Origin of the sequence: Enterococcus sp. BSD2780061688st2 D3 (genome assembly GCF_005844145.1) — a bacterium.
In the GTDB taxonomy this organism is placed as follows: Bacteria; Bacillota; Bacilli; order Lactobacillales; family Enterococcaceae; genus Enterococcus_B; species Enterococcus_B durans.
This window is the reverse complement of record NZ_SPHN01000002.1, coordinates 234733-252472: the sequence shown is the minus strand read 5'-3', so window position 1 is coordinate 252472 and position 17740 is coordinate 234733. Positions and strand designations below refer to the sequence as shown.

General features: G+C 33.6%; 15 protein-coding genes and 1 pseudogene. 1 reads left to right on the top strand and 15 read right to left on the bottom strand.

The window, feature by feature from the left end; genetic code table 11:
• A partial coding sequence (locus tag FGQ66_RS03425; protein ID WP_138301718.1) for a transposase occupies positions 1-126 on the top strand: 126 nt, incomplete at its 5' end.
• A gap of 1099 nt (positions 127-1225) precedes the next feature.
• Here FGQ66_RS03425 and FGQ66_RS03420 read toward each other — a convergent pair.
• The 15 genes and pseudogenes from FGQ66_RS03420 to FGQ66_RS03350 form a co-directional block, all read right to left on the bottom strand.
• On the bottom strand, positions 1226-2638 hold the full coding sequence (locus FGQ66_RS03420; protein WP_138301716.1) for a flippase: 1413 nt from the start codon (positions 2636-2638) through the stop codon (positions 1226-1228).
• A gap of 58 nt (positions 2639-2696) precedes the next feature.
• On the bottom strand, positions 2697-3689 hold the full coding sequence (locus FGQ66_RS03415; protein WP_171024554.1) for an acyltransferase family protein: 993 nt from the start codon (positions 3687-3689) through the stop codon (positions 2697-2699).
• The gene (locus FGQ66_RS03410; protein ID WP_138301713.1) at positions 3676-4758 is read right to left on the bottom strand and encodes an O-antigen ligase family protein; all 1083 of its coding nucleotides are present in this window, start codon (positions 4756-4758) and stop codon (positions 3676-3678) included. The genes FGQ66_RS03415 and FGQ66_RS03410 overlap by 14 nt, the downstream gene beginning before the upstream one ends.
• Before the next feature lie 38 nt (positions 4759-4796).
• On the bottom strand, positions 4797-5963 hold the full coding sequence (locus FGQ66_RS03405; protein ID WP_138301711.1) for a glycosyltransferase family 4 protein: 1167 nt from the start codon (positions 5961-5963) through the stop codon (positions 4797-4799).
• The gene (locus tag FGQ66_RS03400) at positions 5941-7128 is read right to left on the bottom strand and encodes a glycosyltransferase (RefSeq protein WP_138301709.1); all 1188 of its coding nucleotides are present in this window, start codon (positions 7126-7128) and stop codon (positions 5941-5943) included. The genes FGQ66_RS03405 and FGQ66_RS03400 overlap by 23 nt, the downstream gene beginning before the upstream one ends.
• A gap of 4 nt (positions 7129-7132) precedes the next feature.
• A complete protein-coding gene (locus tag FGQ66_RS03395; RefSeq protein ID WP_138301708.1) occupies positions 7133-8329 on the bottom strand; it encodes an ATP-grasp domain-containing protein in 1197 nt (398 codons plus the stop codon).
• Positions 8329-9021 (bottom strand): sugar transferase, encoded by a 693-nt coding sequence (locus FGQ66_RS03390; RefSeq protein ID WP_138301706.1) that lies wholly within the window; start codon positions 9019-9021, stop codon positions 8329-8331. Before FGQ66_RS03390 ends, FGQ66_RS03395 begins: the two co-directional genes overlap by 1 nt.
• Entirely contained in the window at positions 9011-10021 is a 1011-nt protein-coding gene (locus FGQ66_RS03385; protein ID WP_138301704.1) for an NAD-dependent epimerase/dehydratase family protein, read from the bottom strand. The genes FGQ66_RS03390 and FGQ66_RS03385 overlap by 11 nt, the downstream gene beginning before the upstream one ends.
• 23 nt (positions 10022-10044) lie before the next feature.
• Positions 10045-11265, bottom strand: coding sequence for a DegT/DnrJ/EryC1/StrS family aminotransferase (locus FGQ66_RS03380; protein WP_138301702.1), 1221 nt, complete (start codon positions 11263-11265; stop codon positions 10045-10047).
• 13 nt (positions 11266-11278) lie between these two features.
• Positions 11279-13095: pseudogene (locus FGQ66_RS03375) on the bottom strand (polysaccharide biosynthesis protein).
• Positions 13096-13108: 13 nt separating this feature from the next.
• Positions 13109-13873 carry a tyrosine-protein phosphatase gene (locus FGQ66_RS03370; protein WP_138301700.1) on the bottom strand — a complete coding sequence of 255 codons (765 nt, stop codon included), beginning with the start codon at positions 13871-13873 and terminating at the stop codon, positions 13109-13111.
• A gap of 27 nt (positions 13874-13900) precedes the next feature.
• A complete protein-coding gene (locus FGQ66_RS03365) occupies positions 13901-14599 on the bottom strand; it encodes a CpsD/CapB family tyrosine-protein kinase (protein WP_138301698.1) in 699 nt (232 codons plus the stop codon).
• An 11-nt stretch (positions 14600-14610) separates the two neighbouring features.
• On the bottom strand, positions 14611-15399 hold the full coding sequence (locus tag FGQ66_RS03360) for a YveK family protein (RefSeq protein ID WP_138301696.1): 789 nt from the start codon (positions 15397-15399) through the stop codon (positions 14611-14613).
• A gap of 15 nt (positions 15400-15414) precedes the next feature.
• Positions 15415-16359, bottom strand: coding sequence for an LCP family glycopolymer transferase (locus FGQ66_RS03355; RefSeq protein ID WP_138301694.1), 945 nt, complete (start codon positions 16357-16359; stop codon positions 15415-15417).
• 33 nt (positions 16360-16392) lie between these two features.
• Entirely contained in the window at positions 16393-17172 is a 780-nt protein-coding gene (locus FGQ66_RS03350; RefSeq protein WP_138301692.1) for a hypothetical protein, read from the bottom strand.
• Positions 17173-17740: the final 568 nt, after the last annotated feature.

Here is a 17740-nt window from a genome sequence, read left to right as displayed (position 1 = left end):
GGACCATTGGAATGTTTAAACAACCACATCAAAGTATTAAAACGCAATGCGTACGGCTTTCGCAGCTTTTACAATTTTAAACTACGGATCATGATTCGTCATGGCAAAACATTTTTAACCAAATAAACAGAACAGAAAGAGGGTTTCTTCTTTCTGTTCTGTCCAAATTATTCTAAGATTTCTCTTTACCAACATCATTTGACAAAGAGCCTGAACTACGAGGGAGATCACAAAGAGCAAATAAAATCCCCCTTAAACAACAATGGAAATAATGCAACTGCTTGCGACTACTTGTAACTAAAAAAGCAATATTATCACTGCCAATCATGTAAAAAATATTTTTCTATCCATACGTATCTTGTCACTCTTTCCTGTTTTATCTCGAAACAATTTAATTGACCGAGCTTAAAAGCATTAAAGATCTGTTAAACGTGAAGAACTTTCAGTGACGACAAGTATAGCGGACATCATCTACTATATCTTCAACATTGCGATAGAAGCTTGATTTGTTTTCTCTCTCCGTTCATACAAGAAAAAGAAAGAGAGGAAAACTCTTTGATGTCTTGCCTAACCGAAGAAAAAAGACTAACTTATTATTCATGTTTTCTCAAAAAAGGCCTGTATAGGGGACACGAATACTATTTATTTTCAATAGTTAAAAAACTTTACAAATGCAACTGTCATCATCGATTGCTTCAACATTGTGCAACACCTAAACAAGTTTTTCGACCTTGTTCAAAAGTATATGATGAAATAGTTGAATCAAAAAGGCACCTCACAAGCTAAGTATTATCAAAAATTAAAATTTCTGCTCTCCTCTCTTCAAAACTTAAAATGATTTATCATTATTACCAGAAGCTACTTAGCACTTATCACACGAAACATTCAGTACTTAATAGAATGTCCAAAAAAGTTCCTTCAGAATTTCATCACATTAAAACCTAAAACGAATTGCTTATAGATTTTACAGTTTCACAAATATGCGCTTATAAATTATTCTATTCAATAGATCAATTAGCTACGTTTAACAAACACCAAAGTTAATACGAGTTACTAGCTTTGATGTTCATAGATATCCCTATTAATCGCATTCGTTAATGAGCCCTATAATAATCTCATGTCCGTTTTATTTTCTTTGTAATTTATGAATATAATTACACCTTATAAAAAGTTTTTCTTAAAAAATCTTTCCAGCATATTCTTTTAATTTATACACTTATTAAAACTATTGTAATTGAAATTTTCTTTTTTTTAAAAATAATAGAAAAAGACCAGTTAACGCACAATATATTATACTTCCAACAATTATTTTAATTACCATTGTACTAAAAAAGTCCAAAATTAAAATATCCCAACGAATTAAAATTGCATACATTATTAAGCTAAAAAAGATAAATGGCATCCCGTATATTGCATATTTGAATACATTGATCTCTTTTCTAATGGCAAAACACTGAATAAAGAATACTGTACCTTCTGCTACAAATGTTCCTATTGCTGCTCCAATTGATTGGTATTCTGGAATAAGAAGTACATTTATAATTATATTCATAATAGCACCTAAAATTACAGAAATAATATACACCTTATCTCGTTTGTATGGAATTAGATACTGTGTTCGAACAACATTTGCAAATGCAAGAAAAAGACAGCTTGGCATCAATATCTGAAAAATATCAATACATTTTTCAAAACCATTGCCGTAAAACCAAGGAACAAATTCTCTAGCTACTGCCATAATTCCAAAACTTAAGGGGGAAGCAACAAGTAAAGTTAATACGAGTGATTTCTTCATATATTGAAGACCTTCTTTTTCCTTCTTATCAGCAATCATATTAGAAATTCTTGGTAACATAACCGTTCCAAGCGCTGTAATAAGAGCTACTGGAATTTGAAGAATTTTTTCACAACTTTCATAATATCCGACCTCATTGCTAGTTGACATTCCTCCCAACATTATTCTTGCCATAAACTTATAGAGACTGATTGCTATGATAGGTATAAATAATACTAAATTTGGCTTTACGTGGTGTAATATATCCGAAATATTGATCTTTACAAAAGAAACATACTTTCTTAACATAGTCCATAAAATGATTTGAGCTATCAAAAAACCAATAACATTTACAAAAGCATAAATATATATATCCCTTTGATTCTTTACAAACAAAAAAATACAGATAATAGATATCAATTTAACTGCACTGTTTCTTGCAACAGTAATTTTAAATTCTTCCATTCCAAAAAAAAACCAGTTAATATCAAAAGCTGCAGAAAGTACATATGCCAACATAATCCATCCCAACAATTTATCATTACATAAAAAAATAATATATAAGATATATGCAACAATAGAAATAACTGCGAAAAATAATTGAAATAAATAGATGCTCCAAAAAGTTTTTGATTGTTTTTCTTTATCACCACTTACAGTGGCAATAGTTCTGTTCCCATAATTATTTACGCCAAGCATTGCAAAAATAGCAAAATAGTATGCTATTGCAAATGCATATGAATATCTCCCTACTCCATCTGAGCCAAGAACTCTTGATACATAGGGCGTAGTAATTAGTGGAATAATAATAATTAAAATTTGGTACAGTATGTTCAATATCAAATTTTTTCTTACTGTATGCATACTTATAATCTCCCCTTATATTCTATAATCATCTTCATTTTTATGTTATACTGTACCACTATCTCTCTCCAGTTAGAGCCCAATTTAATAGCAAACTTTTTTTAATAATGAAATGTTCGATAATAAGAGAGCCAATTAGTCCAAATATAAACATGAAAGAAACACAAACTATATAATTTAATTCTAGTTTATTCCAAAAAATATATCTTACTAAAACCTGTATTGGACCATGAAGTATATAAATATACATGCTATCTACTCCTAAGTGGCATAAATATCCTTTTATTGTACTTGAAAAATTCGAATTTTCTATGCGCTTGGAAATAATTAGTACAACAATTACACCAATTATAGCTAAAATGGCGGAAAGAAATGTCCAATTAAGAGAGTAATATGCCAAAAATAATACTCCAAATAAAATAATAAATAAATATTCCTTTTGATGATCTAACTTTTCTTCGAAATTTGCGATTTTTGTGCTACAAAGTAATCCTATAACAAAAAAGAAATAATTATAACAAAAGTACCTTAATACACTATATGATATAAAAATTAAATTACCTCTGGTTACAAAAGTAGCGATAAATGATAATAACAGTATAAAGTAAATGTTATTCTTATTAATAAATATAATACTAATTATGTTAACGAGTAATAATACATATAAAAACCATGCCCCACCATTTGGACTTATTCCAATTAATATTTTCCATAAATCTTTAATTGGGTACGTTGAGTTAGCCATTTTCGATAAAAAAATTCTTAAAGGTATATATACTATACTCATAAAGATATAAGGAATGAACAAACGTTGAAATTTTTTAAATACTTGACAAAAATTAAAATGTAAAATAATTTTTTTTGCTAAATATCCAGATATAAAGAAGAATAGTGGCATATGAAATGTATAAATAATTCGTTTAATGATATCAAAAGTCAATATACTTATTCCTCCAGGCGAACTCTCATCTGGAAATGAGTGTCCTACTACAACTAATATTATTCCTATCCCTTTAGCAATATCTAAATACTTTTTTCTATTTTGATTCATAGACACTAGGAAACTCAACCTCTCTTATTTGTTTTTGTAATATTATAAAAAAGAATATTGCAATAATAGATTCTGGTATAAATAGAGTTGATTCAAAAAAACCATAAACTAAGATAGTTATAATAAATCTCCACTCAGAAAATTCACTGTTAATAAGAACCTTACGCAACATGAGTAACCAAAATAAAAAGCCTACTAACCCAAAAGTGGAAAAAAGCATTATATATGAATTGTCTAGCAGTTGTTCATTCATACCTATTATGTAATTCTTAATAGTAAACGAACTCATTCCTTGTGCTATAATAGACATTCTATTAGTAAGTAGTTGGTTAATAAAAGGAAAGACTTGTATAACTTTTCCAGCAAACAAAAAAAATCCTGTTATTACTGTTACCAAAAATATAAAAAGCTGACTTATAAATTCTCTTATGTTATCAAATCTCTTAAAAAGCCATGTAATAAGAATAAAACATATAAACGCATAAAATGCTGACCTAGTATCAGTTAAATAGAAAAAAAAGATAGATAGTAAACATATACCCAATTTGATTATAATTTTATCTTTGTATTTATCGTAAGTTAATAATAAAAAGGGAAAATAGAAAAGTGAAGATTGGTTAATATTTTTGAATCCTAAATAGTATCTAGTTCTTCCAAAGTCAGTTGAAATATTATTGGGTAAAATCTGAGCGATTAGCAGTATAAGCCATAATATATTTACAGTAATCAAAATTTTTAAAAATGTTGTTTTTATATGATTCAATCTATCATTCTTTAAATAAAATGAAATCAAATATAGCACTAATATATTTAGTGCTACTGATTGTGAAAAAACATAATAGTAAGTAATACAAATTGGAACTATAATTATATCAAAAATCGATACTTTTATTAAATCTACTGTAAAAAAAGCCAAAACGAGTATTACAATAACAACAAATCGTACTGTATCTGTATTAAACAGCTGAATTCCAGTCGTTGAAAAAAAAAGATTTAGCGTCAAAATAAAAATACAAAAATACACTATTGATATCTGTAGTTTCTTGTTTCTATTTATATTTTCTTCCATCTAAGCTGCACCAACTTCCTTCAAATTTGCTATATAATTTAATCATTTGAATGCTCATTTATTATCCTTTTGAACATATCTTTGTGAGCTTCAATAGCGTCATTCTCAGCAACTTTCTTTTTATAATAATCTATAGAATCATTTGAGAGCTTCTGAAATTCATTCGAATTTAATTGCGCAATTTTTTCAATAGATTTAATAAACTCTAATTCATTCTCCAAACAGCAAGCGTATCCTGCCTTGCCATCTAAATCATTCCAAGGTGTTGTGTTTTTACTAAGAATTACCGGGCATCCATTAGCTAGTGATTCTGCTATTACATGTCCGTAATTTTCATTAAATGTTGGAAATAAAAAACAATCATATTTTTTAAATGTTTTTCCTACTTCATCAGGTGACAATGTACCACAATAATTCAATTTAACATTAGCTGGTGCATCTTGCCCTATTCTTTCACATTCATTCCAATATTCTGGTGATTCCTTTGGTCCATATACATCAAAAATAACTTCATAGTTTTTTATTTTTGAAGCTACAGTCATTGCATATTTTAAATTTTTTACTTCATGAATCCGTGAGATAAACACCATTCGAATTTTTCCTGGCACTTTATTATAACTTATTCTGTAATTCTCTGGCATAAGTGGAATATTTCTAACATATGAAATCCGTTTAGTAGGCGCTCCGATATAATGCTTGAGTCCTTCAAATTCATCGTCACTCGTTGCATGGAACCAAGCTCCCTTATAAAAACCAAATTTTCTTACCATATATAGGTATGGGATCTTCTTATACGCCTTTAAATTTGTAACCCTATCACGACTCACTTCTCCTCGGGGAGAGAATAGCACAGGAAAATTTAGCTTTCTACTTAATTTCATTGTACATAGCTTTATCTCAGGGTGTAATATACCTGAAAACCAAACTATATCTGGTTTTATCTCGATAAATAACTTTTCAAGGCGATTCAAATTAAAGTCAAAGTATTTATCTGGTACATAAAGTACTTTTGCCCTTCCAACTTGGTTCCACCCTTTTTTTATATAAGGAAAAACCCTTTTATCTCCAAAATCATGATTCGAGGCTACAATATAAAACTCGTATTCTTTGCTACAAGTATCCACAGTATTTTTAATACTAGTTACTGGACCACCGCATCGTTCAGATGGTAAATACCAACCATTAAAAATCAATATTTTTTTCATTGTTTTTCTCCTTGTCATTCAATAACTCACTAATCACTGTATCAAAATTATTTATAAATGCACTTTTACTAAAATATTTATCAAATACATGTCTCGAATTTTGTTTTAGTATTCTTACTTCTTCTATACTAATCATGGAAATTTTTTCAACTATAAAATCTATATTCTGTATATTAATATTAAAACCACAATTATTTTCTTCTACAATTGTTTTTGTATCCCCTGAAATATTATTTATCAAAGGTAATCCCGCTTCAAAATAATCTATACTTTTCATTGTCAGACCAACACAGACGGTTTCTTTCATGATATTAAAAGCGAAACTGCATCTACTGTATATTTTAGATTTTTCAACCTCATCATAAACTACTCCATGATAATTGACTTCAATATTTTTTCCACTTAACTCAGAAATTAAATCTTGACGTTGTTCGCCATCGCCAATAATGTGTACTATTATCTTTTTCTTTACCGCTATTTTTTTAGAGATTTCTACTATCAGATCAACATCAATTATATTATTGATAGATCCAACATAAACTACTTCTATACATTCATTCGAAATTTGTTCTTTAGGCAATTCAATTGTTGCACTATCTTTACATAAATATATGGTACCGCCTTTAATATCCTTTGTATTAGTGTTTACTAACCCTTTAAATAAATTGCATTCAAATATTGTAAAATCAGCCTTTGCAATGTATTTATCTCTTAATGAAGCCCATATCTTCATTGGAAACTTAAATAAAGTTTTCTTTTTTCCACTTATTGGCATTGTTTCTGGCCACATATCACCGAGTTCAAATATGAGCTTTGTTCCTTTAAAACTACTTTTGTTAGTGGCAAAATATTTAAAAAGGAAATTCGGAGGCCCACTAACATACAACAAATCCGGTTGCAATTGCAGGGCTCTCTTTACGCTTTTTCTTGCAAATACTCTGTGGGATTGAATTCTTGAAAGTGATAAATTCCGCCTATATTCCGGCACCTTCAGCAATTCTAATCCTTTTCGATCGTTTTGATACTTTTCCTTATTTCTATGATCAAAATCAGAAGAAAGAATTTTTACATTATATCCAATTTTCTGAAGATACTCCTCTACAAATTTAATTCTAACGTTGTAACTATAATTATCAAACGGAGTAACTATCACTGCTTTTTTCATATTCTTATTCCATCTCTACTTTTATTTTACTCATTGCACTGTTGCACATTCGAGCTGCCTCTTCCGCACTATCCCCCTGTGCAATCACAAATCCCATTCTCGCTGTACTACTGTCAATCTGCGTTATCGTTTCACCAATATCATGAGTAATACTAACTTGTTGAATACTTGCCATACGATTAGCATCCTCAACACCATATATGTTCTTTATAACTCCGGCTGTTTGATTGAAATATCTTATCGCGCTACCCTTAGCAAACTTAGGAGTTATATCTGGTTTTTCTCCTAACGCTATTCTAATACAACACTCCACCATATCGACTCCTGTTGATAGCGTCACTAAATGTGTTGTAATACAATCACCGCCTAGTCTTGCACCAAGTTCTACAATCTTAGGGCCACTTTTCGTTACAATAATTTCTGTATGCGACGGACCACTTGTAATTCCTAATGCTTTATTAGCGGATTTAGCTACTATCTTTATTTGTTCAGAAGTCGAATCAGAAAGTCTTGTTGGCTGTGTATGACCCATCTCCACAAAATGTGGGGAGCCAGTTGTAATCTTATCTGTGATCTGAATCACATGACATGTACCGTCGATTGTAAGTGTTTCTACGCTAACTTCTGGACCTTCCATCCATTCCTCGACCACTACATCTCCATTTCTAGAAAACTCCTTGCTGTACTTGTAAGCCGCTTGAATCAGCTCAATATCTTCTCGACTTTCCAATTTAAAAATTCCTCTACTACCAGAATTATCAGTAGGCTTTACTATAATTGGAAATTGTAATGATAAAATAGCTTTCTCATATTCCACTTCATTCGAAACTTTATAAAACTTCGGAATCGATACATTATGTTCTTTAAGTACTTTTCGCATTTCAGCTTTGTTAGTCACTCTCAGAGCTGTATCACTGGTAATCCCAATTAGATTCAATTCCTTGGCCACAGCAGCTACGGTTCTCATTGGCATATCGCTTGCCAATGTCATAACACCATCTATTTTATGTCTTTTTGCGGCTGCCACAACGGCTGGGATATCTATTGTACTTATTATTTCAGGAATAACTCCTTCAACCTGCAATCCTATTGCTTCTGGATTCATATCAACTCCAATAACCTGTAAACCCATTTCTAATGCCTTCTCAATGGCAGGAAGCTGAAGGATACTCGCACCCAAAATCATTATCCTTTTATCCATTATTTAACCTCCGAAATATTTTCTGTTTTACTTCCATCTTCATTGAGAACATAGGTATTATCTGTTGTAGTATCTATTCTATTAACATTTTTGTGGCCCAGAACTGCAACAATAGTCATAAATACTATCTTTATATCAAACCAAAGCGATATATGCTTAACATAGTAAATATCATTTTTCAGTTTTTCTTTTGTTAAGACTGAATTTCTATTTACAGCCTGATTATATCCAGTAACACCAGGGCGTACTCTAAGAATAATCTTCTCCTCATCTGTATAAGCAGCTGATCCTATAGGAGTATCTGGACGGGGACCTATAAATGTCATATCTCCCTTAAAAATATTAATAATCTGCGGTAATTCATCTATACTCGTTTTCCTTGCAAATTTTCCAAACTTAGTTACGCGAGGATCATCATCTCCATTATATGTAGAGCCATCAGCAAGACGTATATCTGGAGCATTTACTTTCATAGAACGCAACTTAAACATCTTAAATGTTTTTCCATATCTACCTGTTCTATTAGCCATATAAAATATCGGCCCATGATCTTCCTTTTTGATGAAAATTGAAGAAAAACCAATTACAATTCCTACCGGAATTAACAATAATGTAGAGCAAACAATATCGAAACTTCTTTTTATAAATCTATATCCTATACTCCCAGCTGGAGTCATTTTACTATTTAACATAATGGAAGAGCTCCTGATATTTATTAGAATCTAAATCTTTTTTATAATCTATCATCATAACTTTAAAGTCTGCATATTGGGGAACAAATCCAAAATCACGCTTTGCTTTATCCATAGAGAATATATATGAAGGAGTGTTATTAACCACCTCAGGTCTATAAGTGATCTTAGATTTTTTCTCCTTACTTGGAGCCCACAACTCTGCAATAATCTCTGCCTGTTCTTGCAGTGTAACACTACGACCGGATGTCATGTTATACAGACCATATGTATGCTCACTTTTCATAGCTAAATAATATGCATGAGCTACATCTTTAACATATACAACATCACGGCTAAGATTTGGGTCACCAAAGATACAAATATCATCACCCACTGATGCATTATCAATAAACTTTTTCAATCCTGATTTTTTCAGTGTTCCATTAATGTAAAAACAATCATGAGGTCCTACTCCATATACAGGTGGAAATCTAAACCAGGCATTTTTCATACCGTGCTGTTGATTATAGTACTCCATAGCATCATTAGCGGCGTTCTTTGAAAATACATACACAGCGTGATCACCTGTATATATAAAATCGCGTGGTTCGTCTTCGGTAATTATTTTCTTCCCCCATGCGCCTCTAACATCTGCATATGAACAGTTTGAAATAATTCTGTTTATTCTGTTTCTTCTACAATACTCAAGTACATTAATTGTTCCAATAGTGTTGACAGCAAAATATTCATCTGCATTTTCATCTTCATCTAAATTCACCTGTGCATTTGCCGGGAGCAGACCGCTCAGGAGAATCACTCCATCTATGCCCTCTTTCGGAAGCTGCTCAAAATCTTCCTTATGGGTTAAATTTAAATTAATATATTGAACTCCAAGTTTATCATAATGTTCTTTAAACTTGTTATTTCTACCAGTAACAATTACCTGTTCTCCTTGTTTTAAAAATTCAGCAACAGTATAAACACCAATAAAACTGGATGCCCCAATAACGATATACATATGATGCTCTCCTTTATTTTTGTTTAAATATATTCCTTCACAGTATCACCATAGATATCGATTACATATGCAATCTCTTCATCCGTCAGTTTTGTATGAAGTGGTAGTGTGATTTCATTAGCAAAATGCGCATACGCATTCATATAATTCTTAATGTCAAATCCAAGTTTCTTATATGCAGTATGCATTGGCAGTGGCTTATAATGTACATTACAAGCAATTCCTCTCTCTGCCATCCTAATGATAATTTCATTTCTCTGCTCCGGTGTAATTTCTGGAATGCGTGTGATGTATAGATGACCGGAACTCTGATATTTGTCTGTATAATGATTCAGTACCTCAATACCAATAGGCTTAAACGAAGCATCGTATTTTGCAATGATGTCTTTACGTCTTGCAAGCAGTCTAGGATAACGCTCGAACTGAGCCAACCCAATTGATGCAGTAACATCAGTCATATTACATTTATACCATGGACCCACAATATCATACTCCCATGCACCCAACTGTGTTTTAGTAAGTGCATCTTTTGACTGTCCATGCAAAGAAAGCAATTGGCATTGATGATACATTGCCTCATTATCTAGTTTTTCGTGCTCTTTCCATACTAAAGCTCCACCTTCTGCAGTTGTAAAATTCTTAACAGCATGAAATGAAAATGTTGTCAAGTCAGCAACATTTCCAACCATCTGATCATGCCAATTAGCTCCTAATGCATGAGCAGCATCTGCCATAACAATTATACGACCATAAGCTTTCTGAATCTCATTACTAGGATGAAACAAATTTCTTTTTTTCTCCACAATCTCAAAAATACGATCGTAGTCACAAGGTATACCACCAAGATCAACTGGAATAATCACTTTTGTCTTCTCCGTAATTGCTGCTTCTAATGCATCGTAATCCATCTCCAAAGAATTTTGTTGACAGTCTACTAAAACTAGATTCGCACCTACGTGACATACAACCGATGCACTGGCAGAATAAGTATAGGCTGGGACAATGATCTCATCATTCTCTCCTATTCCTAGCAAACGTAACCCTGTTTCTGCAGCAGCAGTTTGTGAATTTAAACAAACTACTTCAGATGCTCCTAACCACTTTGTAATTTTTTTTTCTAATTCTTTTGTCTTTGGTCCCGTAGTTATCCATCCAGATTTTAATACTTCTACAACGTTTTTTATTTCTAAATCAGTAATATCTGGCGGTGAAAATGGAATCTGACGTTTTTCTAATTTATTCATTCATATTTTCCCCCTACTTATTCGAAGCATTTGCAAAAGTGACAATGTCTTTAGCCAATTGTTCATCGTCTTGTGGCAGGCTCTTGACGAAGTCCATCACTGTTTGTATCGAGTAGCCTTTGATGTTTCCTACAAAGATTTTCTCATAAACTGCTTCGTCATTTCTTTCCTTATCCAACAATAGTTCTTCATATAGTTTTTCACCGGGACGGATACCTGTTTCAATGATTTCAATCTCGTCTTCGCTATACCCGCTCAATCGGATCATATTTTTGGCTAGATCCACGATCTTCACTGGTTCGCTCATATCTAAAATAAAGATTTCGCCACCTTTTGCTAATGCGCCAGATTGAATAACTAAACGACTTGCTTCGGGAATTGTCATAAAATACCGGGTCATACGAAAATCTGTTACCGTGATTGGCCCCCCTTGAGCAATTTGTTCTCTGAATACTGGAATCACACTGCCGCGAGAGCCAAGGACATTCCCAAATCTAACAGCTGAAAATTTCGTACAGCCTTCTTCATTCAATCCAGTCACGATCATTTCAGCGATACGTTTCGTTGAACCCATGACGTTTGGTGGATTGTTAGCTTTATCTGTAGAAACCATGACAAATTTTTTTACTTTTGCTGCTTTGGCTGCTTCCGCTACATTTTTTGTACCGAAAATATTATTTTTGACTGCTTCTTTTGGATTACATTCCATTAGCGGTACATGTTTATGAGCAGCTGCATGGTAGACGATATCTGGGTGATATTGTTCCATGATTTCATTGATTTTCGCGCGATCTTGGATATCCGCGATGATCGGTACGATTTCTGTAGGACAATTTTGATGATGCGTGCGTAACTCGCGGTCGATCAAGTAGATCGAGTTCTCCCCATGTCCTAAAAGCAATAGCTTAGCAGGATTGAATTGGATGATTTGCCGACAGATTTCTGAACCGATCGATCCACCTGCTCCAGTGACAAGAATGACTTTGTCTGCGATCTGATCTTTGATGGATTCAATATCCAATTCTACCTCATCTCTTCCAAGTAAATCCACTACATCAATGGTTTTTAATTTTGATACGCTTACTTTTCCTGATGCAAGTTCTTCCATAGAAGGCATCGTATTGACTTTCACATGAGAGGATTCGACTAACTTGAAGATTCTTCGTAATTTTTTTCTTGATAAAGAAGGAATAGCGATCGTTACCATTTGTATGTCATATTTTTCGATCAATTCTGGAATATCTTTTAATGCACCTAGTACTTTTTTTCCTGAAAGATACGTATTTCTTTTATTCGGATCATCATCCACAAACCCGACCACGTGGATATCTTGAGCCGTTTTGGATCCAACAAAGCTGTTGTATAAAATACGCCCGCCTTCGCCAGCCCCTACGATCAAAGTATTCTTAGCTAAATCAGTTGATAAACATCTCATATTTTTTTCTCGACGTAAATACGCCAGATCAATCGGCTACCTATGATCAATAATAGTGAAAGTAGATAAGCAAAGATGACTAAACGCAAACTATACTGCTCGTTTATAAAAAACAAGACGATAATACTTGAGATGGCACTTGCAGATAGCGAACCAAAAATTGCGATCATTTCTTTTAAATTGGTATAGCGATTGATCCGAGTGAACACTTTGAAAAAAACACCATAAAACAAATAGAACCCTATTGATAAACCATTGTAGATTAAAAGAAGATCCACCGGTATAGCTACAAACGGCTCCATAAAATTAACAGCTACGCTATTTGCTACAATCAACAACAAGCTGTCCACGAAAATCAAGATGGCGATTTTTCTTCTTCTCGTTAGCACAAACACTTTTTAACTCCCCCTAAAATAAACCAAACTTCTTCTTTTTTACCTCTTCATAGACTGGATAACTGATCATATCCCCGTTGATCAGGTCCTTTGCGACTTGTTTCATCTGTTCTACTTTTTCCTCACCAAAGTCCTTAGCAATCTGCTCATAGCATTCTTTTAAGTAAAAGGTGCGCTTAGAGACCCCGTGGGCATCAGAAGCAGCCATCTGCACGAGATTATGTTTGACCATCGTTTTGGCTGTTTTCTGTATGTCTTTGCCAAATACACCAACATAACTCGGTGCAGTAAGCTGGGCTAAACATCCCATATCTAGGAATGGCAACAAATGATTTGGGTCTTTACGAAAATACGCGTTTCGTTCTGGATGGACGATTACTGGGATCTTTCCTAGTTGCAACAGTTCAAAAAAGATTTTTTCTGCATATAAAGGTACTTCAAGTGTCGGAAATTCGATCAAAAGATACGTATCATCTAAATCTGTAAATAAAATATCGCCTCGGCGGATGTCTTCGATGAGCGTTCCTGTAATACGTACTTCTTGCCCTTCCAATAACGTCAAAGGCAACTGTCTTTTCTCTAATTCTGCTTGTAGTGAAGCGACTAGAGTGATGACTTGTGATTTTTCATTACTGTATTTTCCATTATTGTGGTGTGGCGTGCACAAAATATGTGTGATGCCTTGTTGAATCGCTTTTTCAGCCATAGCGATACTTGCATCTAGATTTTCTGCTCCGTCATCGATTCCTGGTAAAATATGGCAATGAAGGTCAATCATTTCTCCTGTCTCCTCCCTTATTAGTACTTAATTTCCGTAGTAATAGTCAGCATCTTTGCTGTGTTCTGCTCCATTGTATACAACCCCTAGGACGCGTGCTTGTACCATCTCCAGCAGTTCTTTTGCTTTAGTCAAGGATTCTTTACGTGACGTATTTTCACGTACAACCAATAAGGTACCATCCGTTTTTGAAGACATGATCTGTGCATCTGTCACGGCTACTACTGGTGGCATATCGAAGATCACCACGTCAAATAACTGTCTTGCTTCTGCTAGGATCTGATCCATTCTTGGTGAACTTAACATTTCTGATGGATTGGGTGGCTTAGGTCCACTAGGCAAAATCGACAAGTTCTCGACTGGCGTCCGTTGAATCGATTCTGCTAAACTTTCTGATGAACTAAGGACTGTACTTAGTCCGCTTGCATTATCAAGTTGAAATGTTTTATGGATAACTGGCTTACGTAAATCTGCATCTACTAGCAGTACTCGTTGACCAGATTTAGCAAAAACGACTGCAATATTTGCTGCGGTAGTAGATTTTCCTTCTCCAGGACCTGATGAAGTCACGACGATCGTCTTAATTTGCTGACCAGCTGCGGAGGAAAACTGGATATTCGTCCGAATCGTCCGATATTGTTCAGCGATTGGTGAAGATGGGTTTGTTAATGTAATCAAACTGACTGCATGATTTTGAGTTGTTTTTTGTTTCTGTGTTCGTGCCATTTTTCTTCCTCCTAGACTCTTGATCGGCTTCTGCGTGATGGAACGTTTTTATCGTTTTTATCGTTTTTGTCTTTTGGTCGTGTAGGATTTGGTTTCTTTTTACGAATACTAGCGTTCAAGTCTTTTGCTGACATTTCAGGAACTGTCCCTAAGATTGGGAAGCCTAATGTATCCATCACGTATTTTTCGTCTTTTACTGTCCGGTCGAGTAATTCGAATAAGAATGCAAGGCCTACACCTACCATCATCCCCAATACTAAACCAATCACTAGATTCAATTTATTATTTGGCGAAACAGGTGTCGTATTAGCAACAGCACCTGAAATGATTGATATTTTATCGACATTCATCACATCTTTTGCATTCTCTTGGAAAACTTGTGAAGTTGTATTAGCGATCTGTTGGGCAGTCACAGCATTCGTACTTGTTGCTTGTATCGAGAACATTTGTGAATTTTGTGATTGATTGACCGAAATCGCATCTTTGATTTGTCCAGCAGTCATTTTTACCTTGTCTTCTGTTTGTAAGCGATCTTTGACTTCGTTTAGTACTAGATCACTGACTATCATATCTTTATACGTATTGATCATTTGTAGATTCGTGTTGACATCATTGACGTTTGCAGTGTCTGATTGCGGCAATGTCACGATCAATTGTGCTTGCGAGCTGTATTTTGGCGTCAAGATAAAAAACGTCACGATTCCTGAGATAGCCAAGCCAGCAAACATTGAGATGATGATTGTTATCAAGTGTTTCCGTAATGTTTCATAAATTTCTTTCAAGCTGATTGTTTCTTCCATTTTTTCTCCACTTTCCTATTTATTCTCTAGATTCATTTGATCTTTCAACTCTTTTTTTACACGATCAAGTTCTTGGTCACTGACTTTTTGGTAAGAGATGTTATTTTGCGTAAAGCCTTCTCCTTGTAGCTGATCTTGCTTGATCGTACTAAATGCATCCCGATAATCTAAAGCAATTTTTTTCATTTCATCAAAACTCATGTCTGTTTTCATATTAGACTCCAGAGTATTCAAAACGGGTTGATAGTTGCTTACACCGTTCAGACTCAATACTTTTTTCGCTACACCTTCTACGATCTTTCTTTGGCGCCCTTGTCTGCCGTAATCACCATTTGGATCTTCATAGCGCATACGCGAATAAGAGAGTGCCTGATCCCCGTCCAATGTGATTTTACCAATTGTAAAGTCATAGCCATCTTGTGAGAAAGTGAAATCATTATTTACTTCGACACCACCAACAGCATCAACGAGTTCTTTTAAACCTTTCATATTGATAGAGACATAATGATCGATTGGAATGCCCACATATTTTTGTACGGTATCCATTGCCATGGCAGCGCCTCCGAATGCGTAAGCGTGGTTGATTTTATCTTTTGTGTCATGTCCTACGATATCGACATACGTGTCTCTAGGGATACTGACGATTGTTGTCTTTCTGTCTTCAGGACTGACTGTGGCAACCATCATCGTGTCTGATCGTCCTTGATCGACCCTACCTAGATCTCCAGTGTCGATTCCCATCAATAAGACAGAAAAAGATTCTTTTTTATCCAGATCAACTGGTTTTATTCTTTCACTTTGCGTTCGTTCCACTGATTCGTAAGTTTTCTCAATAGAGTGTGAAAGATCCAGATATAATTTTGCTCCTACTCCCACGATTGCTAATACTAATACGATAAGGATTGCTAAAATAATTAGAAATATTTTTTTCCCTCTTGATTTTTTTCTTCGTTTTGCCATAGTTTCCTCCACTTGATAGCATTACTATAATTATTAATAATTTATATTGCTATAGTTCATTTTCTGAGCAATAGTTTCTGCTTTTGTTGCGTACGTTGCTCTTAATTTTTCATTCCGGATTTCCTGTATTTGGCTGAGAGCTGTCAAATATTGATTATAAGTCGAGGTATCGCTTACTTGACCATCCGTCATCATCGTATTGAATAACTGATCTAATTGCGTAACTTGCGCGATCTGACTATCAGCAAAGCTTAGATATTGTATAACTACTGTTTTCCAAGGCGTATCTTCAAAAAAGCTCATATTTTCACGTACATGAGCAACAGCTTCACTTGTCAACTGATCTTTTATAATGACATCATCCTCAGCTTGTTGCCAGTTTGTTACATTTTTAGTAAATAATCCATTGATAGCTGTTTGGATTTTCAATTTTGATTCTGCATCAACTAGCTGTGCCTTGGCTACTTCCTTCTTCTCTTGTACCGTAGTAGCTTCCTTAGGTAGTTCTGATTCTTTGATGTCATAATCATCTGCTGATATTTTTATAGAGGACAGTTTACTCGACAAACTCGATAATGTTTCTGCTGTTATTTCTGGACTTAGAAAAATTCTTTTTTGTGTATCATATAGCTTATCTATTTCTTTTGACAAATATTCTACGTTATCTTTTTGAATCGGGATAGAAATTTCTGCGTAATCAATCCGTTGCTGATGTTGGCGCTGATTATTGATATAGTATCCAACCAAGCAGATACCAATAGCACCTAGTCCTATCGCTACAGTAACCAGTGACTTCATGAATGGCGCTTTCATAGATTCACTCCTAAATATTATTATAGATAAATAAAGATGTGACTTATTCACATCAACATGAGAGCTTTTTTATTTACAATCACAAATAAACTAATATATTAATAGAAATATTTGTAAAAAGTTGCCCTTATATAATCATACCACAACTTGTTTTTTTGAGTAGGGAAATTCGAAATTCAAAATTAAATAAAACAGAAATAATAGTACTCTAAACTGATTTCATTTCTATTTTTCTCATTTTAATAAGTATTTCTAAAATTTAATCAAAAAATAAAATAACTAAAATTATTAATGATAAAAATATGACATCTATTCACATCAGAAAAGAAATACTCTATACCTTTTGATGTTGCTGCCATTAGGTAACGTCTTTTATGATTCAAAAGTATAGAAAAGACACCTTAAAATCCTTTGACATTAATTTGACGAACCAATTCACACGGGGATTCAAGATGTCTCGTACTCAGCTAACTTAAGATACCCTATTCCCTATTTCAAAGAGAATTGTTTGACCAAAGAAATATATAAGAAACAACTTTGCTTGATTTATAAAGAGATTTTTATCTAA